At 39.7% G+C, this 1,262-nt stretch carries 1 pseudogene; it reads right to left on the bottom strand.

The window, feature by feature from the left end:
* Positions 1–1,262 (bottom strand): annotated as a pseudogene (locus ACFIKB_RS09330) (hypothetical protein); the annotation flags it as partial.

Genomic DNA, 1,262 nt, shown 5'->3' with positions numbered 1-1,262 from the left:
AAGACGTGTATTGATCGCCAACATGCTCTTACGTACACCATCAAACGCGGTAGCTACATCATTATATTCTTTCGACATAACACCGCCGTCACCAAACTCCATAACCTTAAAGTGTGGAGTGTTCCATAGGCCTTTTTCTTCATCATATTGAACACCAGCACCTAAAAAAGCTGCAAGACCTGTGCTGACATTATAAAGTTGAGAACCATTGATTGCTTCGTCTGAGTTAGCAGAAATATCACCATTAACAAGACCAAAAAGACTCCGTTTTTTACCTGAAGTAGTCATAAGACTTACTTGAGTTGATTCTATGTCAGGAGAAATAGTTACCGGAGGCAGAGTCCCATCATCACCCATGGCATATTCCTCTTCATCCATGGCAAGAGATAAGCTTCTCATAAAAGGAAAGCCTTCTGCAATAGTAGGATAGCTTACACCAATACCGTTCAGAACCCGCTCATTCAAACCTGTTAAAGTACCATTAAGGCCAGCAAATGCAGCTGCAACACTCGTATACGTGTTCTCAGTCTCATTACCTTTCTCATCAAAGGCTTTAATTGTGAAAGTAGGAGCACTCCAGTTTCCACTTTCATCATATCCAGCACCACCGCCAAAATAATTTGCAAATGTCTTAGTCACGTAATAAAGCTGGCTACCATTTACTGCTGCGGTCGATGTTTTCGTAAATGCAACACCCTTAACACCAGAGAGAACTCGTGGGGTATTAATATTGTTTGCAATATCTATTCTATCGCCACCTTTGCTTCCCCCAATGGTAATAAGCCCAGCGCTATTTTGCTTAATAAAACTATCGCCTGTCCCATTAATGACTATATTTTCAATCTTTTTATCAAGATTTGTAAAAGAACTATTTACACCAGAAAGTGCCTCCGCAACATTTCCATATTGCGTTTCAGCTCCATTACCATTCTCATCAAAGACTTTAACTGTAAAAGTAGGAGCATTCCACTTTCCATCTTCACCATATCCAGCATCACCACTAAAATAGCCTGCAACGACATTGCTCATGGAATAAAGTTGAGAACCATTTATCGCATCAGTGGATGCTGCTGTAATAGAACCAGCATTAACACCGGAAAGAGTCCGAACTGCATTATCAACGTTTGCAATACTTACTTTAGTTCCACTTACTTTTCCACCAATGGTAATAAGTCCTGTATCATCTTGCTTAACAAGACTATTCCCTGTCCCATTAATGACTATATTTTCAATCTTTTTATCAAGATTCGTGAAAGAACTAC

The sequence above is a fragment of the Bartonella sp. MR110HLJHH genome, assembly GCF_042194225.1.
Taxonomy (GTDB): Bacteria; Pseudomonadota; Alphaproteobacteria; order Rhizobiales; family Rhizobiaceae; genus Bartonella; species Bartonella grahamii.
The sequence above is the reverse complement of the archived record's forward strand: the minus strand, read 5'-3'. Positions and strand labels throughout refer to the sequence as shown.